We start from the raw sequence: 22,847 nt of genomic DNA on the forward strand, positions 1-22,847 counted from the left end.
TTAAATTGTGGGGTTAGTTGCGCAGCTCTTTGACAGCTTTTTCAACTCATGAACTGCAAATACAGCAACGATCAATGCGGAAATAATATCCGCCATCGGGCCTGCAATTAATATGCCATCCAATCCTAAAAACAGAGGCATAATCAGGATAAACGGGATCAGGAGAATTAACTGCCGCAGCATGGACAATACAGACGCCTTCATGGGCTGCCCGGTGGATTGAAAATAACTGGTGGAAACGACCTGAAAACCGGCTGTAAAAATTCCAAGCATATAAATCCTGGTGCATTTTACTGCAAAATTCGTAAAGTTTGCATCTGACGTTCCAAATAACATTAAGATCTGATATGGAAACAGCTGACAGGCAATCCACCCTGCAATGGATACGGCCGTTGCCGCTCCTATTGCACATATGTATGTCTTACGTATTCTCCTGGGGTTATTGGCACCCTTGTTAAATCCCAGGATCGGCTGGGAACCGATACCGATTCCGATGCAGATTGACACAAGGATCATTCCCACTTTAGAGACAATTCCCATTGCACTAAGTGCCGCATCTCCGCCTACACTGGTCTGATCACCATAATAGACCAGGGAATTGTTTAGTACAACCTGCAGGATAGTCGCAGCAATCTGGGTAATACCACTGGAAATCCCCAGAACTAACACATTCCGGCAAATATATCCGCTTAATTTAAAATTACAGATACGAATACGCATATTGCTCTTTCTGATAAAATAAATAAACAGTACTACTGCTGATAAAATCTGAGATGTAATCGTTGCGATCGCTGCTCCGGTAACCCCCCAGTGGAAAACAAAAATATAAATAGGGTCTAATATGGTATTTAGTACGGCACCAATTACAATACTATACATGGACAGTGAGGGATTTCCATCTGTTCTTGCCATATTGGAAAGTCCGATGCCAAGCATATTAAACGGTGCACCAATCAATATAATCGCCGTATACTCTCTTGCATAAGCCATTGTGTTCTCGGTAGCGCCAAATACTTTCAGCAGGGGATCCAGAAAAATCAATCCCAGAACTGCAACTAAAACTCCGATTCCGGCAAGCAGAATAAAGACATTTCCCAATGTCTGCTCTGCCTTGTCTTCCTTTTTTTCACCCAGCTTAATGGCTGCAAATGCACTTCCGCCGGCACCTAACAGCGTAGCCGCCGCTAAAATGATAGTTACAACGGGAAATGCAATGGTTGTTGCCGCATTACCCAGATAGCCTACACCCTGACCGATGAAGATTTGATCCACGATGTTATAAAGTGCATTTACCAGCATGGAAATAACTGCCGGAAGCGCAAATTTTCCTAATAACTTCCCAATTGGGAGATAACCCAGGGGATTTTCTTTCTTTTGTTGAATCTGTTCCATTTTTATACCTTTTATATATTACAGTTTCTTCTGCAATACCGCCTCTCCTCTTTAATTTTCCATATATATATGGGCATTTGATGCCAATCGTTCCAATAAAGCCCAGCTGCCGTGCAACCCGGTAAGAAATTTATTTTATTTCTTCACAAACTTCTTTTTCACAATTACGCATTGCCAGAATTGTCATTTCAAATAACTTATCCAGATCCCAGCCCAGCTGTTCTGCTCCTGTTCTAATAATATCCCTGGAACAGCCTGCAGCAAATTTCTTATCCTTAAATTTCTTTTTCAGGCTGGATACTTCCATATCCATAACACTCTTAGACGGACGCATGCGCGCTGCCGCACCAATCAGTCCTGTCAGTTCATCGGCAGCAAACAGTACCTTTTCCATCTCATGTACTGGTTTTACATCCACCACAATTCCATAACCATGGCTGCAAATTGCATGAATCAGCTCTTCCTCTGCCTCAATCTCCTTTAATAAATCCGGTGCTTTTATACAATGTTCTTCCGGATATTTTTCAAAATCAATATCATGCAGCAAACCTGCCATTCCCCAAAAATCTGCCTCGTCTCCATACCCCAGTTCTTTGGCATACCATCTCATTACTCCTTCTACCGTGAGCGCGTGAACCATATGAAATGGTTCCTGATTATATTTTTTTAATAATTCCAGTGCTTCTTCCCTGGTTACCTTTGTCTGCATCTGTTTTCCCTCCTTATACAATAAAAGAATATTTAGTTGTAATTATAAGCGTATTTTAAAAAAAGTCAATAATATGTCCGGATTGTCCACCCATCAGTACCGTTTTCTCTCTTTCCATCCTTGTCTCTATGTGTTATATTAACAAAGAGCAGATTATATTTACATATTTACTATACAATTTACACAGTGAGGACACCCTTATGAAGGCCAACTTATTTTCTTCTATTAAAACCAAGATTTTTTTATCCTATGGGTCAATTATTTTATTACTGACTCTATTTACCAGCTTTCTGTATTATTTTGTTTCTTACAATACTTTTGTGAAAAACTATACGGCAACCTCCAGGCAAAGTACAAAAATTATATCCCATCAGATTGAGCAGACTTTTGACAATATAAATGTCCTCCAAAAGAAGATGCTGGAATCTGATGTAGTGCGGGAATATGTTTTTGAAAATGCTGCCCGGCGCAAACTGGCATTTGACCGGGCATTTCAGAATACCATTTACACAATATGCGGTTATGATTTTGAATTTTTCCACATGAATATCCTGAATCTGGAAGATAATCATCTGATTACATTTGGCCAGCGTTATGACTATCAGCCTTATGAACTTACTTCCAGCATAAAACAAGATTTAATACAGCCTACCATTGACTTAAATGGGGCAAAAAATATAATGCCTACCGACAGCGGTACCATTTATAAGATTGACAAGGATGTCCACACCATTTCCATGCTCCGCTGCTTTGGACGTTATGCATTGACTATCCCAAAGGCCGTCATAGAAATACAGATTAATTACTATACACTGGACCGGGTAATTTCTGACACCATTTATTCTTTTAACCGTCATGCGGAAACAGTTCTGATATTTGATAAAAACAAAAAGTTAATCTATCCCTATGACCTGGATCAGAAGCTGCTTAACCATTATATTTCACTGGATTTCAAAAATGAAACCAGCTTTATAAATCCAAATACGAAAGAACGTGAGATTGTTACTACGCATACTTCTGATTTCACGGGATTCACTACACTTTTGATTACTCCCGATTCTTATATCCTCACCAATCAGCATTTTTACCGTAACATTGGTATCCTGATTGCAGCCGTGTCACTTTTACTGCTGACGACAATATCTTACCGGGTAGCCCAGAGTATTACCAGACCCATCATACGCTTAAAAGACAGCATCTCCCATCTGGAACTGGACTCCATTTCAGAAGAATCCGCTTATGTGCCCGACAGCAACTTAAATGAACTGGAACTGTTAAGCGATGCATATAACCGGATGCAGGTCCGTTTAAAAGAATCCCTGGACGATATTGTAAAATCCAAGACTTTATCTGTCCACGCTCAGATTATGGCACTGCAGGCACAGATGGATTCACATTTTCTATACAACTCCCTGACTATTATCTCCATTATGGCGGAAGAGCACGATGATATGCAGGTAGCTGATATGTGTATCAAGCTAACTCAGATGCTGCGTTATATAACCGAAGATTATTCCAAAAACACGACCTTTGAACAGGAATTAAAACATACGCGCAATTACACTGACCTGATGTCTATCCGGTTTGGTGACAAAATTTCCTTTGATTATCACATTGAACCGGGGCTCTGCTTTCTGCCTATCCCCCGCCTGATTATTCAGCCATTGGTAGAAAACAGTGTAAAATATTCCAGAGAGGACGGAAAAACACTGCAGATAGAGATTCATTCCTGGCTGGAAGAAAATTACTGGTATACCGAAATCAGGGATAACGGGAACGGATTTACGGATGAGGCAATCAACCAGGTAAATCAGAAAATCGAAAGCCTGAACAAAGAAGAAAATTATCCCGAACTGACAATAAACGGGATGGGTATCGCCAATATATATCTGCGGCTAAAGCTGTTTTACAGCAATCTGTTTGTATTTGAGATCAAAAATACAGACCAGGGAGCTTTCATTAAAATAGGAGGGAATATAAATGAGTACGAATGCGACAATAACCGTAATTGTAACGGAAGATGAACCGATCATTCTGAATAATATAGTCAAAAAAGTGGAAAATTCTTCTGAATCTGTTTCTGTAATCGGCAAGGCACAAAGCGGAAATGAAACATTGGCACTACTGGCAGTGTCACAGCCGGATATTTTAATTACTGATATTGAAATGCCGGGAATTAACGGTCTGGAATTAATCTGCCAGGTGCGGGAGCGCTATCCCGGAATCCATATTGTGATTTTAAGTGGTTACAGCAATTTTGAATATGCCAGAACGGCAATAAAATACAATGTGGAGGATTACATATTAAAACCGGTGTCACAGGAAGACTTAAAAGAGCTTCTGACCCGCCTGGCTCAAAAAATACAGCTGGAAAGACACTCTAAAGAACGCAATATTCTTTCAATGACCTTAAAGGGTGATGAAGAAAGTGCCTGCTGGCCTTATTATTTTCATGAAGGCCGTTTTATACTGGCACTAATCAGTCTTGGCAGCAAGCCTTCCCAGTTTACTTCACCTCAGATCAGCCGGGATTACCAGATCCTTTGGGAAGATTTTGATATCCCTGGATTTTTAAAAGGCAGGCAGAAGCTGGAGCATGCCTGGCTGATCGATGAAACTTACAGCCTCCAGAAATTCGTCATTATTTATACAACAAATGCTTCCTTTACACCAGAACACTTTGCCCTGGCTCTTTACCGCTATATGGCTTCTGCTGTATCTGATGTTCCGTTTCACATAGAAGTATGCCCTACCCTGATTCCATGCAGCGAGATCTGGAATACGGCAAAGCTGATCCGCCATTTCTATGAAACTACAGTTCCCTCTTTTTCCAGGGGCTACTGCTGCATCAGTGATACGCTGCCGGATTTTTCGCAGGTACAGAACCTGCAAAAGAATTTAAGTGCATACCTGCATCAGATTAGCACTTCGACACAGCTTTTAAAATATACAAAAGACGGCATTTTTGAATACCACAAACTTCACGCTCCTGCTGCATACACAGATTCCTTTTTGTATGAAATTTATCATGCGCTTCCATCCTTATTTCACGTAGAAGAAAATATATGCCGGAATTATATGTCACAGATACTATGCAGGTTCTATACATACAAAGACCCGGAGGCTCTCTGTGCAGACGTCTCTTCATCGCTAATGGAAATCATCCGGCAACATACCCCGGGGATGAATGCAGACTCCCTTTATGAGAATCTGAAAAAATATATTGAAGATAATTTCAACTGTAAGATTTCACTAAATGATCTGTCCGAACGCTTTGGCTATACTTCTTCTTATATTAACCGTATATACAAAAAAAACAGCGGCATTTCGCCGCTGCAGTATATGACTAATCTTCGCATGGAACATGCAAAGCAGCTTTTAAAAAAAGACATCGATGCAGATATTAAATCCATAGCTGCCGCCGCAGGCTATGAGGACGCCAGGTATTTCAGCCGGGTTTTCAAAAATGAGACCGGCAAGACGCCTTCTGCTTATGCGGGCAGGCTATTATAGAAGGTCTGTACCGTATACTTCCATCTGGGTCAGCGCCGGAAATGGCGATGGCTCTTTTGATTTTATTAACTGGCTGATTTCAACCCAGTTAATCTGTTTTTTCTCGAAAGCTTTTATATGGGGCAAAGCGCTTTTTTTCATGTCTAATTCCAGAGTACTTCCATCTGAGAAAGTGAGGACTGCTTTTTTCCACCAGTTATCATGGGGGAAGTCCGCTCTGGTGTAAAGCACCACCTGATCAACCTCTACAGTACGTCCAAAATCAATTCTCATAACCGCATCATCCTGTCTGTTGATTCCCCAGGACTCATAGGGCCATTCCCCATGACTGCTGTTTACCGTCACTCCATCAATTGCGTTTCTGGCTGCAAAAACAGCCTCCCCTCTGGTCTCCACGTTAGCCGTGGCATGAGGATAACAATTGGTATCCCCATGCTGGTCATTAATATTATATGCCAGATTGCGATAAGCTTTAACCTCATAATCTTTTGCAGTTCTGGCTGTAATCAGGTGCTTTGTTCCGTAAAATGCTTTTGGTGAATAGCTGATTCTTTTTTCCCCGAACGGAATAGTGAATGCCACATTTCCCGTCACGTACACCAGGGACTTGCCGAGAGCATCATCCACCTGCAGCCACAGATATCCCTGTTCACAATCCACTTCCAGGATAATACGGTCGCCTTCCCTGTACTCTCTTGCACACACCAGGTTCACTTCCTCTTCTCCCCGGCTGACTGCTATTGTTTTATCATCCCTGTCCAATACTTTAATACTTAGCATATTGCTGCTCCTTTTGTTATGCCAGAATTGTCTTTACACAATCTGCGATTTTATCACACTTGCAGTTTGCAAAGAAATATTCCTGGAATTTATCTCCGCTTAAAGCGCCTTTTACTAACTCCTGATCCAGATTCTTAAGAATGTCTGTCATACCGGTATGAGTGACCTTTTTAACTTCGTCCAGAATTTTTTTATTCCGCTGTTCCGGTACCGCACGCTCTCTTGGGTAGCCCTGTCCGCTTTCCCCTTCGAATAATTTTTCAAAAATATACTGGAGATTTAATTCCGCCCCCCAGCCAAAACCTTTTGCAAATGGCAGCGCAATGGCATTACCGTCATTGATCTGTGCAAACATATATGCATCGGAAACATCCACGATATGTCCGCAAAGTACGCCTGGAAATGCATTGCATGCCAGCATTGCGCCTTCTCCCGTTCCACAGCCTGTAATTACATAATCTGCTGCTCCTGAATTTAACAAAACTGCTGCAAGAATACCATTCTGCACGTATGTCAGCTGATGTGGATCCTTGTCACTGTACATCCCATAATTATAAACTTCATGTCCCATAGGCTCTGTAACTTTTTTTAAGGTATCGCAAATCATGGCATTTTTTGCTGCCTGGCTGTTTTCATTGATTAATGCTATTTTCATCTGAGTTTACTCCTTATCTATTCTTATTTCGGCTGTTTTCCTATGTATGCTAAAATTCCGCCGTCAACATACAGTACATGCCCATTTACAAAATTTGATGCATCCGATGCTAAAAATACTGCCGGTCCCATTAAGTCTTCCGGGGTTCCCCAACGTGCCTGAGGTGTCTTGGAAATAATAAACTGGTCAAAAGGATGTCTGCTGCCGTCTTCGGAAGGTTCGCGAAGCGGTGCGGTCTGAGGTGTTGCAATATAACCTGGTCCTATGCCGTTACACTGAATATTATATTCACCGTATTCAGAGGCAATATTTTTAGTAAGCATCTTCAGTCCGCCTTTTGCTGCTGCATAAGCAGAGACAGTTTCCCGCCCCAGTTCACTCATCATAGAACAAATATTGATAATTTTTCCATGACCTTTTTTGATCATAGCAGGGATCACAGCTTTTGACATAATAAATGGTGCATTCAAGTCAATATCGATAACCTGTCTGAATTCATCCACACTCATATCACACATTGGAACCCGCTTAATGATGCCAGCGTTATTCACCAGAATATCAACGGTTCCCAGTTCTTCTTCTATGTCTGCTACCATCTGCTGTACCTGCTTTTCATCTGTAACATCGCAGATATAGCCATGTGCGTCAATTCCTTTTTCTTTATAATCAGCAAGAGCTTTATCCATATGCTCCTGTCCTCTGCAGTTAAATGCAATTTTTGCCCCTGCCTGAGCAAAAGCCTCTGCCATTGCAAATCCGATTCCGTATGCCGCTCCTGTTACCAGCGCCACTTTACCTTCTAATGAAAATGTATTTAAAATATTCATTTGATTCTCCTCTATTCTAATGGGAAACGCTTCCCACGTTCTCTGCTAAATATACTGCACGAAACAGGTCTCCACGTTACCGGATATCTCTGTTGGCCACGCCGTCCATATCATCAAAGTCCTGATTTTCTCCAACCATTCCCCAGATAAAGGTATAGGCTCTGGAACCACATCCGGAATGAATGGACCAGCTTGGAGAAATAACTGCTTCTTCACTGCGCATTACGATATGTCTTGTCTCCGTTGGCTCTCCCATGTAATGCATTACAAATGCATCTTCCGGCATATCAAAATACAGATACACTTCCATACGTCTGTCATGGGTATGGCAGGGCATGGTATTCCACACACTGCCCGGTTCCAGTTTTGTCATTCCCATTACCAACTGGCAGCTTTCTACCTGCCCTGGCAGAATATACTTACAGATCGTGCGGTGGTTTGCCTCTTCAAGAGACCCCAGCTCCACTTTATTTTCATTTTTTACAATTACAACACCTTCACTGGCTTCTCCCTCAGGCTTAATATGTACTGTGGGATATGCAGTGTGTGCCGGTGCACTGTTAAAATAAAACTTAGCCGGTACGTCTGCATCGTCACTCTCAAAAGTGATATCCTTTGCACCCATACCGATATACATTCCTTCTTTTTCCATGATATGAAATACTTTGCCGTCTACCGTTATCTTTCCCGGCGCTCCAATGTTAATCACACCCATTTCTCTTCGCTGTAAAAAATAATCGGCTCTTAATTCCTCTCCCGCTGTGAGCATAACCGGTTCCACCGGAACTGCCGCTCCTGTAATAATACGGTCAATATGGCTGTATACCATTTTCATTTTTCCGGGAACAAATAAATCCTGAATTAAAAATTCCTCTCTTAAACGGTCTGTTGTATAATGTTTTACATCTCTTGGGGATGCTGCTGTTCTAAGTTCCATGTCAACTATCCTTTCTTTTTACCTTACCGGAATTATAAATTTCTCTTATGAAACAATCATAACATATCATTATTACTCTTTCCTGTTGTTTTTTGATCTAAATATTGCAAATTTTGAACTTTTCCTGTATAGTAAGGAAAAAGAGGTAATCTATTTTAAGGGAGGTTTTGAAATGAAAGAATACAGTTCCTGCAAAGCAGCCATTGAATCCTGTCTGGAGAGGCAGTATTTCTCCATAGCCCATCTATATAACGAAGAAAAACCGATGAAGATGCATATTCATAACTGTTATGAGATCTATTTCTCAGTTTCCGGAGGCAAACAGTTTTTAATCGATAACCGTTTCTACTCCATTCAGCCGGGAGATATTTTTTTCATTAACCAATACGAAAGCCATCATCTGACCCAGATTGATTCTGAGGTCCACGAACGGGTTGTCCTTTCCATTTATCCGGATTTTCTAAAAAGGCTCTCTTCTGACCAGACCGATTTAAATCATTGTTTTTCCTGCCGCAATCCGGGTACGGATCATAAACTGAGCCTGAACGAAGAAGAACAAAAACGATTTTTATATTTTATCCATAAAATCTGCCAGACAGATGGTTTTGGCTCTGATCTGACCGAACGCTGTGCTTTTATTGAACTGATGGTATTTTTGAACAAGGTATTTTACAAGAACCAGAGAAAAGAATTATCCGACGAGACGCCTACCTATCATCAGCAGGTAGACCAGATTTTAACCTACATTAACCAGAATATAAAAAACCCTCTCACAATTGATGAATTGTCAGAGCAGTTTTTTTTAAGTCCTTCTTATATCTGCCGCATTTTTAAATCGGCAACGGGAACTACCATAAATAAATATATTACGGCGAAGCGGATCACCATTGCCAAGGCTCTGCTGACTGACGGCTGTACCGTCAGTGAGGCTTGTGAGCAATGTGGTTTTAACGATTACAGTAATTTTTTAAAATCATTTACAAAAGCAGTGGGCATATCACCAAAAAAATATGCCCAGTTTTCAACCTGATTACAATTTTGCAAGCTTTTCACCTAACTTGCGGCAGTCTTCTAATACCTGGTCATCCGGCTCTTCACAGCACATCAGCCCTTTGCCCTCAACCAGCTTTCCGCCTTTTTCGGTAACACGTTCTTCCCAGTCACGCATCCACTGGCCGTCGCCCCATCCGTAAGAACCAAAGAGAGCAACCTGTTTACCGGACAAATTGCTCTCCAGTTCTTCCATAAAAGGCTCCATGCTTCCTTCTTCCAGCACTTCATCCCCCATTGCCGGGCAGCCCATTGCAAATATGCTGTCATCCTTCAGATCATCTGCCTTAATTGTATCCACATCCAGAAGATCCGCTTTTGCTTCTCCCTTTTCAACACCTTCTGCAATCGCCTGCGCCATTGCCTGTGTATTGCCTGTTCCGCTCCAATATACCACTTTAATTGTCTTCATTATATTCTCCTTCTTTCTGTCTGCATTTTCCAAACACGCTCTAGCATACCACCTGTCGTATACTTTTATGCTTCATAAATTCGCTTGCAGCATGATCCCGCACCTCATCGTAAGTCCGAAATACCTGTGCTGCCTGCATTGGATTATGGTAAACTTTCCAATAACCGGACAATAAGCTGTTCTTTCCGCCATTTTGAATAAATGCCTTTACATCTTCAATGGGATATTGCAGGAAGATACCAAGCTCATGCGGAAAATCCCCGGTCCTGCGCATAAATAATTCATATCTGCTGCGCAGTCTTTTTAAAATTTCCGGCATACCCATATCTGCATATCCGTAGCTTTGTACAAAATCCCAGGCTTTTTTATCTTCTAAAATTGAGTTTAGCCTGTCTTCGCGGTATAGAAAGATTACCTCGTTTTTACTTCCTGTATATAAAATCTTACAGGAAATGTCAGTATCCTTTAATATGTTAAAAAGATGCAGCCACATTCCTTTTGGAAGCGTAATCAGATTAGATGCTTTAACACCCTTTAAAACCGGTGCACATTGAAATACCACCTGAAAACAAAGCTGCTCCCATGCACTGCTGCTGGATAAATAGTCAAGAATTAATTCTGCTGGCATGTAAACCCTCCTAATATTTCCTTCAATGCACTGGCACTGCTGGAATGAGAACGCTCCACAGCGATATTGTTTCTGTTTGCTTCCTGTATGGCACAATGTACCATCTTATGCGAAACAGTCGATGTGAAGAGGATAATCAGATCCGGCTTTCCAATCTTGCTTTTTAAATCAGCTGCCATCTTTGCAAATACCTTTGCTTTAAAATTATGGGCTTTACAAATTTCTTTATACTGACAGACCATTCTTTCATTTCCACCAATTATTACAACACTCATTGTGAACCTCCTCATATTTGTATTTTTGGGGTTAGTCGTTGCTAACTACAGGTATCATAATCTATTTTACATAAATATACAATACCCCTTATTGAGAAAAATCCGCATTAGAGCTTTACTGATAGGATTTCTCAATTTTCACTTTTTATGTATGGTTACTTTTTAAAAAGCAGCTTTCCGGATCCATTATCCGGAAAACTGCTTTTTTAAAAATGAAATCTATTTCTGATTTGACTTTCTCCTGTGTACAGCCGGCGATCTACTTCCTGTGTCTCATAATCAGACAGAATTTCTCTAAACGCCTGATACTCATCATAGATTCCGGCTCCATGAGATACCATATAAGCACCTGCGTCACTGCCAAGCGCCAGAAAAGCTCCCTTTAAAAATGCAGACTTCACATTTTCCGCTGACAGATCATAGATTTTCTTTACAGTGACATCTTCATACCTTTTGCATCCCAGTAGATTTCTAATGGTTACTAAGGTAGGCACCCACACGGATTTATTTTCCAAAAGGGCATCGATACATTCCCCATCAATAAAATTCCCATGCTCCACACTGTCCGCCCCGCACTCTACGGAATCCAGAAATGCCTGTCTGCCATTTACATGTACCATGACTGCAAAGCCTTCTTCATGAGCAATATGTATCATTTCCCGTATTTCATGCCGTTTCAGGCAGGAGCCGGTAATCACACCGAACTCCTTGAAATCCACGATTCCGGAAACCATTATTTTAATAAAATCCCCGCCTGATGCCTTTACCTCCTGCACCAGACCCCGATATTCTGTCATGGTATCAAATCCCCTGCCCACAATGCCGCCATAATATCCATTTTTATGAATCGCAAAAACAGGAGTCCGGTAATCCACCCCGTATTCACCGGAGATTTCTTTTGCGTAGCGGGACACACCCAGAGCATCTCCGCCGTCCCGGATAAACGTTACATCCCGTCTTACATATTCCTGAAAATAACTGCGAACAAGCTCCTTACATACGCACTTGCTGTGACAATTTACTGCTTCTTTATAATTATACCCATTCATCAGCATATGGGCATGACATTCACCAAACATATCTATATCCTTCTATCACTTGGATGAAATTGTCTTAGAGGGGTTAACCAGATCTTTTACGACTTCCCCTGCCAGGATCAACCCTGCCACTGAAGGTACGAAGGCAATACTCCCAGGAATCGCCCTGCGGTTGCCTTCTGCAATGGTTTGCGCAGGTTTACTGGCTTCTTCTCTGGAATACACCACTTTTAAAGACTTAACGCCTCTTGCCTTTAATTCCTTGCGCATCACCTTTGCAAGGGGGCATACACTTGTTTTATATATATCCGCTACTTCAAAACGTGCCGGGTCCAGTTTGTTGCCTGCACCCATGCAGCTTATGATTGGCGTGCCTGCCGCCTGCGCCTGCATTACCAGCTGTATTTTTCCGGTTACGGTATCAATTGCATCTATGATATAGTCATATAAGGTAAAATCAAAGCTGTCAGCATTTTCCGGCAGGTAAAAGCAGCGATGTACATTCACCCGGATTTCAGGATTAATATCCGCAATCCGCTCTTTCATCACATCTACTTTATTCATACCGATAGTACTGTGCAGTGCGATAATCTGACGGTTTAGATTGGATTCACACACCTGGTCATTGTCGATAATGTCCAGGGTACCCACGCCGCTTCTGGCAAGTGCTTCAATAGCAAATCCACCCACTCCGCCCACTCCAAATACTGCTACCCGGCTGTTTAAAAGACGGTCTGCCCCTTCTTTTCCAAGAAGCAGTTCTGTTCTGACTAATTGTTCCGACATCTGCTCTCTCCTATAGTCCTAACACTTTTTCTGCAATTCTGGCTGCATCTTCGATACAGCCGTCACAGGAACGCAGAACCTTTTTCGTTTCCAGGCCTTTTAGATCCTTACAGACTACAGAACCATTTTTAGCTTCAAATTCTTTTACGATTGCTTTGGAAAAGCCATAGGTTTTTCCCTTGGTAGTGGGATTGGACATGTCACCCCCGCTGTTTTTCATTCCAGCCAGCATAACCGCTGCGGATACGGCTCCGCAGGTACATTCCATACCACCCATACCGGCTCCGAATCCTTCTCCTGCCATAAACAGTAATTTTTCGTCTGTATCTACTGCATCTGCAAATGCACAAACAACTGCCTGACAGCAATTCATCCCTTTTTTATGGTTTTCTAAAGCTTTTTCTACTCTGTTTGACATCCTTGTTCCTCCTGCTTTTTACATACTCTTTCTTTCTGCAATTTCCGCCATCTTAGCTTCATTCAGCCTGGTATCACCATGTACACGGCTGTAGGACAGATAGCCATTCATTCTGTCTATTTTCGTCAGATTAGTACTTCCGCAGATAGGACAGATATCCATTTCTAACTCCTGATGGCCGCAGTCATCACAATATGCCAGAGATAAATTGACACCCTCGTAATATCCCAGATCCATTGCTCTTCTGATCAGGCTTTTAATAGCATCCCTGTTGTAATCAATCGGATAACGGACATACTGTATTTTACCGCCATTGCATAGCTCCCAGAACCGTCCTTCCAGATCCTGCTTTTCAATCGGTGTCAGGTCCTCTGTTACGTGACAATGGAAACTGTTGCTTACATAAGGGCGGTCAGATACATTTTCCACAATCCCAAACTGTTTGCGGAACTGCTCTACCTGAAGTCCGCAGAGGCTCTCAGCAGGAGTACCGTAGATTGCATACAGATAACCGTCTGCTTCTTTAAATTCCGTAACTTTTTTATTAATATACTCTAAGACTTCCAATGCAAATGCACCGTCTTCGGCGATGGATTTTCCATTGTAAAGCTGCTGAAGTTCGTTTAATGCCGTAATGCCAAAGGATGCGGTCATCGGTTTTAAAATCTTCTTGATCTTATCTGTTGGCTTTAAGCTTCCCCCATAAAATCCGCCTTCACAATAACCCAGCGGGTTCGTAGAAGCTTTCATTTCTCCCAGATACTCATAGGTCCGGATATGAAGGCTTCGGATCATTTCCAGATAATAATTCAGAACCTCATAGAAATCCCTGCTTTCTGCTCTTGATTTTGCAAGAATCATAGGCAAATGGAGGCTGACTGCACCTACATTAAAACGTCCCGTAAATACAGGTTTGTCCTGTTCCGAAGCAGGATACATCCCGCCTTTTTCATACCAGGGGCTTAAAAATGCCCTGCACCCCATAGGGCTGATAACTCTGCCATACTGTTTGTACATACTGGATATATAACCTTTTCCGGTCATGGAAAGCCAGTCGGGATACATTGTTTTAGCAGAACATTCAATTCCGGATTCGAATACTTCTTCACAGACTTTCCCTGGACCGTGAAGATTTTCATCATAGAGGAAAACAATTTTCGGGAATAATACCGGTTTTTTGTTTCCAGGTTTTCCCTGTCCTTCTTTGTGTACATTAAGCAGCGATATATTGCACATTTGTTCAAAACGCCCCTCGCCAAGTCCCATGGTAACGGTAACAAACGGATAGTCTCCACGTGAAGATCCCACTGTGTTCAGCTTATATTCTATTCCCTGCCATCCCTGGTCAAAATCACGCTTTACCTTGTCTGCAGCATAAACTTCTGCTTTTTCCTCATATCCCTGCCAAGACGGATCTGCGTAACTTAAAAACTCTTTTTTATATTTCTCATAGCTTTTATTTGCATAAGGGCCCAGCACTTTATCTACTTCCGGAACGGTAAATCCGCCATACTGCTGCGCAGCGGTACTCAGAATAATATCGCCCATAACATCGAATGCAGTATCCAGGGTCTTTGGCTCATTATACCAAACGTTTCCCATTTCAAACCCGTCTTTTAACACCGTTGCCACATCAAACAGACAGCAGTTCATGGTGTCTAACCTTGCTGACTGATCGTGGATATAGATGTATCCGTCTTTGCATGCCTGCAATTCACTTCTTGTCATAAAAAATTTGCGGTATAAATTTTTGTTCAATTCATTAAAGATCAGACTTCTCTTGGTAGCCACCAATGCGCTGTCCGTATTGGCATTGCTCTTATCACCGATATAACGGATTGACTGGCTCTTGGTATAGACATCATCCATCATATGTATGAAGTCCAGTTTGTAATTACGGTAATCCCGGTAGCTTTTGGCAACACTTGGGTTCACCTGTTCCAGTGCTCCTTCAACTATATTGTGCATTTCCTGGATAGTAATTCCATCCCTGTTCATTTTATTGGCACGTTCTTTTGCAAATTTACAGATAAACTGAATCTCTTCATCATCAAAATTATACAAGATACGTTCTGCAGACTTATTGACAGCTGCTATAATCTTATTTACATTAAATTCTTCCTGTGTACCATCTTTTTTAATTACAAACATAATGATTCCCCTTTACTATATATGGTATTCTAATATTGTTTTCATCATTCGCATCACAAGATGTTGATCTTAAACAGTATATACTAAATTACCATGATAGTAAAGGGGAAAAATATAGTTTCTCAGGATAAACTTAAACCCCAATTAAAATCTATCCCTTCCCCTTTAAAGAGACACATTTACCTCTTTGCCAGTATAAAGGACCTTCTTATGTTCCCCGCAGCAAATAATTTCGAATTCACGCTGCTCCTGCATACCCGGATAAGAACCTTCCCGTTCTGATATGCACAATGTTTTCTCTGCGTCACAGTAAGTAAATTGGATTCTGGAATATTCTCCTGTTTCATAACCATAATCGTCTCCCGCATCTTCATAAAGCCGGAAACTTCCATCTGCACCAGGATAAATTTTGATTGCCACCGGCTTTTGCAATTCCTGCTGGGCATATTGCAGTTCTTCCTGCGCAAGGGGAAGAATACTGCCTGCTTTAACATATACCGGAATCCTGTCCATGGTAATATCTGTCTCAATCTCCTGTCCGCCTTCTGTCTTGCTCTCTGTCCACAGGTCGTACCAGCTGCAGCCTTTTGGAAGATATACCTTCTGTTTCTTTTCTTCCTGAAGCAAAACACTGCCAACTCCGTAGAACACCGGTTTTATAACAGGGCAGATTAACAGATTCGGGCCAAACATATATTCATCTGCCCTGTTTCTTACCTTATCATCATCAGCAAAATCAAACATCAGACTTCTCATAATTGTGCTGTTATCCAGATAGACATTTCCGGCAAGTGAATAGATATACGGCATCAGACGGTAACGCAGGCGAATAAATTTTTCAATTGCATCATAAAACTCACTGCCTTTCTCCCCGAAATTCCAGATTTCTCTTGGAGTATCCGTCCCGTGAGAGCGATGCATGGGAAGGAAGGTGCCAAACTGGAACCATCTGGTATAGAGCTCACAATAGCCCTTATCAGCTACCCCTTCATTATATCCTCCCTTCCAGAACCACAATGGATTAGGATTATCGCTGTTATTGCATCCCCGGTTCCACCATGCCGTTCCTACAACAAAGAATCCACCGATATCCAGTGTCCAATAGGGCATTCCGCTCATTGCCATATTAAGTCCCTCGGCAATCTGCTGACGCAATACCTCCCAGGTTGCCGAAATATCTCCGGACCAGAGAACAACACCATATTTCTGCTGGGATGCATAGCCTGAACGGGTCAGGTTCAATACTCGTTTGTCCGGTTTTTCTTCTCTCTGGTTTTCAAAAATCCCTTTTGCATGCATCAGGGCAAATGCATTTGTTTTGGTGGCATCCAGATATTTCTTATGTTCCTTTCCTACCAGATCATAGCGCTCCCATGGCTCACGCTTTACTTCCCCGCTCCAGTCCGGTCCGCTGAAAGGCTCGGTAGAATCACACCACCAGGAATCAAAACCACTGGAAAACAATTCTTCACTTGCCTGTTTCCAATAGAGCTTTCTGGCATTTTCATCAAATGCATCATAAGTGGAATAATCTCCCAGAATGTACCCGGCATCTGCGAACTCCTGATGGTTTACTCCTCCTTCAGCCATGTTCGGCCAAACGGAAACCATCGTATGAATATTCATCTCATGCAGTTTCCGGTTAACTTCCTTCATATTAGAGTAACGGGACGGGTCCAGTTTCTTTTCCCCCCAGAGCCCGGGAACCCAGGTATTCCAATCCTGTACAATGCAGTCCAGCGGGATTCCCCTTCTGCGGTATTCTTCTGCGACTTCCAGAATTTCCTGGTCTGTATGGTATGCTTCCTTAGACTGCACATACCCAAATGCCCATTTTGGCAGCATTGCAGCCTTTCCCGTCAGATAACGGTATCCATCTATCATGCCATCCATTGTTTTTCCGGCGATAAAGTAATAATCCAGCTGATCCACCGTATCCATAAAGAGATAAGAACCGTTAATATCATCCTGAAATGTCATAATAGAACAACAATCTGACAGAACACCGTATCCGTTACTGGATACGAACATTGGCATAGGGATTCTCATATTATGCTGGTAGAGGTACTGATTCTGCCCTCTGTGATTGTAAATCCCCTCTTCTCCCTGTCCCAAACCGTAAATAGCCTCTTCCTCTTCCCAATGGAATCCCAGTTTTGCACGATATGCCACCCGGTCTTTGACCTGTTTCAGATTCTCTATAAAACTCCGCTCGCCATCTACTGTTTTTACTCTTTTTACAACCGGTTTCTCTCCCTGGGTCGTATATCGGATTACATCCGTCTGAGTTAGCTGCTTTAATGTCTCCGCCACATAAACTCTGCCTGTCTGTGTATCTTCCCAAATACAGATGCCGGTTTCTTTCTGCCATCTTGCCCTTAATTTTGTGGTATATACTACGATGTCCGTTTCACTTTCTAAAAATTCCGGTTTTACCGACTTCTGATATACCACAGGTTCTACCAGCAGTGACTGATTTTCCACATTTTCCTTCTTTGTATACACTACGCGGATAATATCTTCTCTGATTCCATAAAATCCATAGTTCCCCTGATCTGTTTTAATTATAATTCCATCTGTATTTTTTATAATTTCCGATACTTTCATAGACCCTCCTGCAACACTTTGTATTTTTCTTTATAATTATAGTATATAGAAGAAAGTCTATTTTGTATAGTAGATAAACAATATCAGTCATGGACTTTCTGCGCTTAAATTTGGACGGATTTGACCACTATAAAAAGAAGCACCTACACGCATAATACTGATGCATTTGCATGTAAGTGCTTCTTTCATTATATAATTCTATTTTTAAGCCTGATACCCCGCCGCGAGCGGAGGAACTGTATCTTGCAGCACCACGCCCGGCTCTTTAATGGCGAATATAAATCAGCCTCTACCGCGTGACATTTTTTACCCACTTGTAGGTTCGATACCTCCAGGTCGTCGCCGGAAGCTTTACGATCTCGTCACTTAACAGTATGATATATACTACAATAACCGGTGCCTTAAATACAAATGCTGCAATCGCGCCTAAGAAGATGGCAAATCCCCAAAGAGTAGCCAAATCCAGAATCAGCCCGAATTTGGTATCGCCGCCTGCACGGAAAACCCCTACAACCATGGTTGTATTATATGCCTGCGCTATTACAAAGTAAGACATTACAAACATCATCGCCCTTAAATATCCCTGTGCCTGTTCGCTCAAAGTCAGATTGGCTCTTACAATCGGGGATATGGTTAAAATGACGCCGGCGCCAACCAGCCCCAAAGCCAATGACAGCTTTACAAATCGTTTGCCATAAAGTTTGGCAAGATCTTCCCTGCCCTCTCCAATCACCTTACCTATCATAATAGCCGTAGCATTGGAAAGTCCAAAAGTTACTACCATTGCCAGCTGTTTTACCACCTGTGCAACCGAATTAGCCGCAACTGCCGGGCTTCCCAGATGTCCGATTACCGCTGTCAGCATAGAGACGCCCAGTCCCCAGAACATTTCATTGAGGATTACAGGCACTGCATAAACCAGGAAATCTTTCATTAAAAGCTTATCTTTCACAAAGAAATCCTTAATTCGGAAACGTACGGTATGGTTCATCTTCCTGGAATAGAACATTACAATCACAAACTCTGTTATCCTTGCAATTAAAGTGGCAAGTGCCGCACCCTTTATTCCCATTGCAGGAAATCCCAGCAATCCAAAAATGAAAACGGCATTAAGAGCCACATTGACCAGCAGCGAAACCATGTAGACAATCGTAGAAATAATAACCCGCTCGATACTTCGCATAATATTCAGATAAACCAGTGTTGTGGCTGCAAATAAATAAGAAAATACGGTAATTCTTAAATATTCCACACCCCCCTGGATTACATCCGGCTCTGAAGTAAAAATGTGCATAATCTGATACGGAAACACCAATACCACAATCATAAACCCTGCCGCTACACAAAGTGCAATGCGCATGGAAATACCCAGAATCTTTTCGATAGACCGGATATCCTTTTTTCCCCAGTACTGAGCTGTCAGAACTGCAGCCCCTGAAGTCAGTCCAAAAAATATCAGAGTCATAATAAAATATACCTGGCCTGCCAGAGAAGATGCTGAAAGTGCAGTCTCTCCGACCTTTCCAAGCATGATAACGTCGGCAGAGGTTACACCGACATTAATCAAATTCTGTAATGCCATAGGCAAAACCAGTGTGGCAACTAATTTGTAAAACTGTTTTTTTTCTTCTTTACTGTTAATTTGATACATAGCCCCTCCCTCGCATTTGTTCAGTCATTAAATTACGCGTGTATAAGCTATTATATCAGTGTTCTGACAAATTACAAGTTTTTTTTAAAGTGGATTTTCACTTAATATTTCCTTTAAAATTTTGTTCACCGTCCCGGGATCTGCCTTTCCTTTCATTGCTTTCATCGTCTGCCCTACCAGAAATCCAATTGCTTTTTCTTTTCCATTTTTATAATCAGTAACTGACTGCGGATTTGCGGCTACGATATCGGTAATGGCACTTCTCAATGCTCCCTCATCATTCACTGTCTTTAATCCATGTGCTTCTACATATTGCACCGGATCAGCATCTTCTTCGAATACATGCTCAAACACCTCTTTGGCAACACTGCTGTTAATCGTTCCGTCATCTGCAAGCTCTACCAGCTTTGCCAGATTTTCCGGCGAGAAGGTGAGATCTTCCGGCTCCCTGTTCTTTTCTTTCAGAAGTCTCAGCGTCTCCACCATGAGCCAGTTGGATACCTTCTTTGGCTTATTGCAGATTGCGGTAGCCGCTTCAAAGAGATCTGCCAGTTTTTTGGATGAAGTTAAAATGCCCGCATCATAATTCGGAATATCAAATTCTTTTTTATAACGAAGCAGTTTTTCCGTACGAAGTTCCGGCTGGGCTTCTTTTATTTTTTGTATCCACTCATCACTGATCACAATAGGCATAAGATCGGGATCCGGAAAGTAGCGGTAATCCTGGGCATCTTCTTTTGACCGCATTGGATAGGAATATTCTTTATTGTCATCCCATCTTCTGGTTTCCTGAATGACTTTTTTCCCTTCCTCTAACAATTCAATCTGCCGGGCACGTTCACCCTCAACCGCCCGTGCAATCGCTTTAAATGAATTCAGGTTTTTCATCTCTGTACGCGTACCAAGTTTTGCTGTCCCTGCCTCTCTTACAGACAGATTGACATCCGCTCTCATGGAACCCTCCTGCAGCTTGCAATCCGACGCTCCAAGGTATTGGATAATCAGGCGCAGCTTTTCCAGATAAGCAATTACTTCTTCTGCACTTCGCATATCCGGTTCCGAAACAATTTCTATCAATGGCACCCCGCTTCTGTTATAATCCACCAGTGAACAGTCTTCCCATTCGTCGTGAATCAGTTTTCCGGCATCCTCTTCCATATGGATTTCATGAATCCCAATGGTTTTCTTTCCGTTTTCTGTCTCTATTTCAATTCCACCATCATAACAGATTGGCAGATACAACTGAGAGATCTGATAGTTTTGCGGATTGTCCGGATAAAAATAATTTTTGCGGTCAAATTTACAATGCTGGTGTATCTTACAGTTTGCAGCAAGCCCTACCGCCAGTGCGTACTCCACAACCTGTTTGTTAAGAACCGGCAGACTTCCAGGCATCCCAGCGCAGACCGGGCAGGTATGGGTATTGGGTGCACCGCCAAATGTGGTCTGGCAGGAACAGAAAATTTTCGTTTTCGTAGCTAATTCTACATGAACTTCCAGTCCGATTACTGTTTCATATTGTTTATTCATGAACACTTTCCTCCCCTTTTCCAGCTATAAGAGGCGCTTCATACGTTCTGCTCTGCTCAAAACTGTAGGCAGCCCGAATGATTTTCTTCTCCTCAAAACAATCGCCGATAAACTGAACTCCAATGGGCAATCCTTTTTTATCTTTGCCGCAGGGTACTGAAATGCCCGGAAGTCCCGCCAGGTTTACTGAAATTGTATAAATATCACCCAGATACATCTTCAGAGGATCAGAGAGGCTTTCCCCAAGCTTAGGTGCGGCAGAAGGAGCAGTAGGTCCCAGGATAACGTCAAATTTCTGAAATGCCTGATTAAATGCCTGTTTGATTAAAGCCTTTGTACGAAGTGCCTTCAGATAATAAGCATCATAATATCCGGAACTTAATACAAAGGATCCCAGCATGATACGCCGTTTTACTTCTGCCCCAAAGCCCTGGGAACGGCTTTTCTTATACATATTATGCAGACCCTGATATTCCTCGGCACGATAACCGTATTTTACACCATCAAATCTGGAGAGGTTTGAGCTTGCCTCTGCCGAAGCAATAACATAATAGGCCGGAATCGCATACTCTGCCATACTTAAGTCAAATTCCTCCACCACTGCACCTTTTTCCTGAAGCACTTTTGCTGCTCCAAGAACAGCTTCCTTTACCTGGACGTCCAGTCCTTCTCCAAAATAATCTCTTGGAATTCCAATCCGCATTCCTTTTACATCATCTTTTAATGCTGTCGTAAAGTCATAACTTTCTCTCAAAATGGAAGTACTGTCCTTTCTGTCATAGGAAGAAATGGTTTCCAGAATTGCTGCACAGTCAGAAACATCCTTTGCCACCGGACCGATTTGATCCAGGGATGATCCATAGGCAATCAAACCATATCTGGAGACCGTTCCATAAGTGGGCTTCAAACCCGTAACCCCACAATACGAACTGGGCTGGCGGATAGATCCTCCAGTATCAGAACCTAGTGCGAAAAAGCATTCTTCGGCAGATACGGCTGCACAGGATCCGCCTGAAGATCCCCCCGGAACATGCCCGGTATTCCAGGGATTTCTGGTAACGCCAAATGCTGAAGTCTCTGTGGTACTACCCATGGCGAATTCATCCATATTTGTTTTTCCTAAAATAATCACTCCAGCTTCTGCCATGTTCGAAATGACCTGTGCGGAGTATCCCGGCACAAAATTATGCAGAATCTTAGAACTGCAGGTCGTGGGGATTCCCTGGGTACATATATTATCCTTTACGGCTGCCGGTACTCCCGCCAGAGGTGATGTCAGCCTTCCCTCACTGATCTCTCTTTGTACCTCTTCTGCTCTTTTTAACGCCCCTTCTTTATCCACGGTAACAAATGCATGCACCTTATCTTCTACTTCACCGATTTGCGCCAGGGATGCACAAACGGCTTCTTTTACGGATATTTCCTTTTGCTTTATCTTCTTAGCCAGTTCCAGTGCCGTCAGACTTTTTAAACTCATCATCTGAATCTC

General features: G+C 42.2%; 20 protein-coding genes. 3 read left to right on the forward strand and 17 right to left on the reverse strand.

Going from position 1 to position 22,847, the window contains the following annotated elements:
* On the reverse strand, positions 1–1,392 hold the full coding sequence (locus QR40_RS20925; protein ID WP_044296636.1) for an MATE family efflux transporter: 1,392 nt from the start codon (positions 1,390–1,392) through the stop codon (positions 1–3).
* 130 nt (positions 1,393–1,522) lie between these two features.
* On the reverse strand, positions 1,523–2,101 hold the full coding sequence (locus tag QR40_RS20930; protein ID WP_044296637.1) for an HD domain-containing protein: 579 nt from the start codon (positions 2,099–2,101) through the stop codon (positions 1,523–1,525).
* 200 nt (positions 2,102–2,301) lie between these two features.
* Here QR40_RS20930 and QR40_RS20935 point away from each other — a divergent pair, with 200 nt between their 5' ends.
* Positions 2,302–4,125, forward strand: coding sequence for a sensor histidine kinase (locus tag QR40_RS20935; protein ID WP_044296638.1), 1,824 nt, complete (start codon positions 2,302–2,304; stop codon positions 4,123–4,125).
* A complete protein-coding gene (locus tag QR40_RS20940) occupies positions 4,082–5,614 on the forward strand; it encodes a response regulator (RefSeq protein ID WP_044296639.1) in 1,533 nt (510 codons plus the stop codon). The genes QR40_RS20935 and QR40_RS20940 overlap by 44 nt, the downstream gene beginning before the upstream one ends.
* On the opposite strand, the gene QR40_RS20945 is transcribed toward QR40_RS20940, so the two are convergent.
* From QR40_RS20945 to kduI, 4 genes are all read right to left on the reverse strand, one after another.
* A complete protein-coding gene (locus QR40_RS20945) occupies positions 5,609–6,394 on the reverse strand; it encodes a DUF7402 domain-containing protein (protein ID WP_027296866.1) in 786 nt (261 codons plus the stop codon). The genes QR40_RS20940 and QR40_RS20945 overlap by 6 nt on opposite strands.
* 16 nt (positions 6,395–6,410) lie before the next feature.
* A complete protein-coding gene (locus tag QR40_RS20950; RefSeq protein WP_027296865.1) occupies positions 6,411–7,049 on the reverse strand; it encodes an RpiB/LacA/LacB family sugar-phosphate isomerase in 639 nt (212 codons plus the stop codon).
* A gap of 23 nt (positions 7,050–7,072) precedes the next feature.
* Positions 7,073–7,876 carry a gluconate 5-dehydrogenase gene (locus QR40_RS20955; RefSeq protein ID WP_044296640.1) on the reverse strand — a complete coding sequence of 268 codons (804 nt, stop codon included), beginning with the start codon at positions 7,874–7,876 and terminating at the stop codon, positions 7,073–7,075.
* 76 nt (positions 7,877–7,952) lie between these two features.
* The gene (gene kduI / locus QR40_RS20960) at positions 7,953–8,813 is read right to left on the reverse strand and encodes a 5-dehydro-4-deoxy-D-glucuronate isomerase (RefSeq protein WP_027296863.1); all 861 of its coding nucleotides are present in this window, start codon (positions 8,811–8,813) and stop codon (positions 7,953–7,955) included.
* A gap of 172 nt (positions 8,814–8,985) precedes the next feature.
* On the opposite strand from kduI, the gene QR40_RS20965 reads away from it, so the two are divergent.
* Positions 8,986–9,843 (forward strand): AraC family transcriptional regulator, encoded by an 858-nt coding sequence (locus QR40_RS20965; protein ID WP_027296862.1) that lies wholly within the window; start codon positions 8,986–8,988, stop codon positions 9,841–9,843.
* Here QR40_RS20965 and QR40_RS20970 read toward each other — a convergent pair whose 3' ends face one another.
* The 11 genes from QR40_RS20970 to gatA form a co-directional block, all read right to left on the reverse strand.
* Positions 9,844–10,275 (reverse strand): flavodoxin, encoded by a 432-nt coding sequence (locus tag QR40_RS20970; protein ID WP_027296861.1) that lies wholly within the window; start codon positions 10,273–10,275, stop codon positions 9,844–9,846.
* Positions 10,276–10,315: 40 nt separating this feature from the next.
* The gene (locus QR40_RS20975) at positions 10,316–10,903 is read right to left on the reverse strand and encodes a DUF3793 family protein (protein WP_044296641.1); all 588 of its coding nucleotides are present in this window, start codon (positions 10,901–10,903) and stop codon (positions 10,316–10,318) included.
* Positions 10,888–11,178: a DUF2325 domain-containing protein gene (locus QR40_RS20980; protein WP_027296859.1), complete on the reverse strand. Its 291-nt coding sequence runs from the start codon at positions 11,176–11,178 to the stop codon at positions 10,888–10,890. Before QR40_RS20980 ends, QR40_RS20975 begins: the two co-directional genes overlap by 16 nt.
* Positions 11,179–11,384: 206 nt before the next feature.
* Positions 11,385–12,257 carry an amidohydrolase family protein gene (locus QR40_RS20985; RefSeq protein ID WP_044296642.1) on the reverse strand — a complete coding sequence of 291 codons (873 nt, stop codon included), beginning with the start codon at positions 12,255–12,257 and terminating at the stop codon, positions 11,385–11,387.
* A gap of 15 nt (positions 12,258–12,272) precedes the next feature.
* On the reverse strand, positions 12,273–13,001 hold the full coding sequence (locus QR40_RS20990; protein WP_027296857.1) for a tRNA threonylcarbamoyladenosine dehydratase: 729 nt from the start codon (positions 12,999–13,001) through the stop codon (positions 12,273–12,275).
* A 10-nt stretch (positions 13,002–13,011) separates the two neighbouring features.
* Positions 13,012–13,419 carry a C-GCAxxG-C-C family protein gene (locus tag QR40_RS20995; RefSeq protein WP_027296856.1) on the reverse strand — a complete coding sequence of 136 codons (408 nt, stop codon included), beginning with the start codon at positions 13,417–13,419 and terminating at the stop codon, positions 13,012–13,014.
* Positions 13,420–13,437: 18 nt separating this feature from the next.
* Positions 13,438–15,570, reverse strand: a complete 2,133-nt coding sequence (gene nrdD / locus QR40_RS21000; RefSeq protein ID WP_330373840.1) for an anaerobic ribonucleoside-triphosphate reductase — start codon at positions 15,568–15,570, stop codon at positions 13,438–13,440.
* 165 nt (positions 15,571–15,735) lie between these two features.
* Entirely contained in the window at positions 15,736–18,177 is a 2,442-nt protein-coding gene (locus QR40_RS21005) for a glycoside hydrolase family 31 protein (protein WP_044296643.1), read from the reverse strand.
* Between the two features lie 289 nt (positions 18,178–18,466).
* On the reverse strand, positions 18,467–19,828 hold the full coding sequence (locus tag QR40_RS21010; protein WP_044296644.1) for an MATE family efflux transporter: 1,362 nt from the start codon (positions 19,826–19,828) through the stop codon (positions 18,467–18,469).
* A gap of 84 nt (positions 19,829–19,912) precedes the next feature.
* Entirely contained in the window at positions 19,913–21,358 is a 1,446-nt protein-coding gene (gene gatB / locus QR40_RS21015; protein ID WP_044296645.1) for an Asp-tRNA(Asn)/Glu-tRNA(Gln) amidotransferase subunit GatB, read from the reverse strand.
* On the reverse strand, positions 21,351–22,835 hold the full coding sequence (gene gatA, locus QR40_RS21020; protein ID WP_044296646.1) for an Asp-tRNA(Asn)/Glu-tRNA(Gln) amidotransferase subunit GatA: 1,485 nt from the start codon (positions 22,833–22,835) through the stop codon (positions 21,351–21,353). The genes gatB and gatA overlap by 8 nt, the downstream gene beginning before the upstream one ends.
* Between the last annotated feature and the right edge of the window lie 12 nt (positions 22,836–22,847).

The sequence above is a fragment of the Robinsoniella peoriensis genome (assembly GCF_000797495.1).
Classification (GTDB): Bacteria; Bacillota; Clostridia; order Lachnospirales; family Lachnospiraceae; genus Robinsoniella; species Robinsoniella peoriensis.

Excerpts from the sequence above, each read along its gene's own strand:
- QR40_RS20925 (WP_044296636.1), bottom strand. The coding sequence starts at position 1,392 with ATGGAACAGATTCAACAAAAGAAAGAAAATCCCCTGGGTTATCTCCCA.
- QR40_RS20930 (WP_044296637.1), bottom strand. The coding sequence starts at position 2,101 with ATGCAGACAAAGGTAACCAGGGAAGAAGCACTGGAATTATTAAAAAAA.
- QR40_RS20935 (WP_044296638.1), top strand. The coding sequence starts at position 2,302 with ATGAAGGCCAACTTATTTTCTTCTATTAAAACCAAGATTTTTTTATCC.
- QR40_RS20940 (WP_044296639.1), top strand. The coding sequence starts at position 4,082 with ATGAGTACGAATGCGACAATAACCGTAATTGTAACGGAAGATGAACCG.
- QR40_RS20945 (WP_027296866.1), bottom strand. The coding sequence starts at position 6,394 with ATGCTAAGTATTAAAGTATTGGACAGGGATGATAAAACAATAGCAGTC.
- QR40_RS20950 (WP_027296865.1), bottom strand. The coding sequence starts at position 7,049 with ATGAAAATAGCATTAATCAATGAAAACAGCCAGGCAGCAAAAAATGCC.
- QR40_RS20955 (WP_044296640.1), bottom strand. The coding sequence starts at position 7,876 with ATGAATATTTTAAATACATTTTCATTAGAAGGTAAAGTGGCGCTGGTA.
- kduI (WP_027296863.1), bottom strand. The coding sequence starts at position 8,813 with ATGGAACTTAGAACAGCAGCATCCCCAAGAGATGTAAAACATTATACA.
- QR40_RS20965 (WP_027296862.1), top strand. The coding sequence starts at position 8,986 with ATGAAAGAATACAGTTCCTGCAAAGCAGCCATTGAATCCTGTCTGGAG.
- QR40_RS20970 (WP_027296861.1), bottom strand. The coding sequence starts at position 10,275 with ATGAAGACAATTAAAGTGGTATATTGGAGCGGAACAGGCAATACACAG.
- QR40_RS20975 (WP_044296641.1), bottom strand. The coding sequence starts at position 10,903 with ATGCCAGCAGAATTAATTCTTGACTATTTATCCAGCAGCAGTGCATGG.
- QR40_RS20980 (WP_027296859.1), bottom strand. The coding sequence starts at position 11,178 with ATGAGTGTTGTAATAATTGGTGGAAATGAAAGAATGGTCTGTCAGTAT.
- QR40_RS20985 (WP_044296642.1), bottom strand. The coding sequence starts at position 12,257 with ATGTTTGGTGAATGTCATGCCCATATGCTGATGAATGGGTATAATTAT.
- QR40_RS20990 (WP_027296857.1), bottom strand. The coding sequence starts at position 13,001 with ATGTCGGAACAATTAGTCAGAACAGAACTGCTTCTTGGAAAAGAAGGG.
- QR40_RS20995 (WP_027296856.1), bottom strand. The coding sequence starts at position 13,419 with ATGTCAAACAGAGTAGAAAAAGCTTTAGAAAACCATAAAAAAGGGATG.
- nrdD (WP_330373840.1), bottom strand. The coding sequence starts at position 15,570 with ATGTTTGTAATTAAAAAAGATGGTACACAGGAAGAATTTAATGTAAAT.
- QR40_RS21005 (WP_044296643.1), bottom strand. The coding sequence starts at position 18,177 with ATGAAAGTATCGGAAATTATAAAAAATACAGATGGAATTATAATTAAA.
- QR40_RS21010 (WP_044296644.1), bottom strand. The coding sequence starts at position 19,828 with ATGTATCAAATTAACAGTAAAGAAGAAAAAAAACAGTTTTACAAATTA.
- gatB (WP_044296645.1), bottom strand. The coding sequence starts at position 21,358 with ATGAATAAACAATATGAAACAGTAATCGGACTGGAAGTTCATGTAGAA.
- gatA (WP_044296646.1), bottom strand. The coding sequence starts at position 22,835 with ATGAGTTTAAAAAGTCTGACGGCACTGGAACTGGCTAAGAAGATAAAG.